Origin of the sequence: Eggerthella sinensis (assembly GCF_003339815.1) — a bacterium.
Taxonomy (GTDB): domain Bacteria; phylum Actinomycetota; class Coriobacteriia; order Coriobacteriales; family Eggerthellaceae; genus Eggerthella; species Eggerthella sinensis.
This window is the reverse complement of the sequence record NZ_PPTT01000072.1, coordinates 1-582: the sequence shown is the minus strand read 5'-3', so window position 1 is coordinate 582 and position 582 is coordinate 1. Positions and strand designations below refer to the sequence as shown.

Below are 582 nucleotides of genomic sequence, written 5' to 3'. Positions count from 1 at the left end.
AAATAGGGAAGTAGACGGGAGTTTCGAGCATTTTCGGAACGAATTAAGCGCTCCAGAGCCCGTTTCATGCTCGAAACTCGCGTTTATTTCCGCAGACGCGCTCGAAACTCCCATCTATTTCCGAAATCGCAGTTATCGCGAAGATAAGAAGCGCCAAGCCTGAACAGCTATCGGTATTTTTCCGATAGACAACAACTCAAAGAAAGACGAATGACAGGTCGCGGATGGAAAGAAAAGACTTCCTTGGCCCCTCTACACTTACCTCGATGCTTTTGCTCAGAAAACAATGCTGCCATCGAGACGAGGAGACCACCATGACCACTCCCGCAAAACGAACCACTCGCTCCTTCGCGGCTTTCGTTCTCGCCTTGTGCCTGGCTGCGTCTCTCACCTCCTGCGCCTACAGCGCCTTGGCCGCAACGAACGGCGACGAGGGCACCGAGGCAACAACGAGCGCCACAGAAGAGGCGGATGCCACCGAGACGCCCGCCACAGCGGCTGAGACCCCCGCCACAGCGGCCGAGATCCCCACCACCGCGACAATCATGTACTACGAGAACGTCAGCTACGACGACGGTGACA

The 582-nt window shown here is 55.7% G+C and carries 1 protein-coding gene; it reads left to right on the top strand.

Annotation, left to right across the window (positions count from 1 at the left end):
• Positions 1-314: 314 nt before the first annotated feature.
• The coding region (locus C1876_RS17445; protein ID WP_211309584.1) for a hypothetical protein at positions 315-582 on the top strand (268 nt) is incomplete at its 3' end.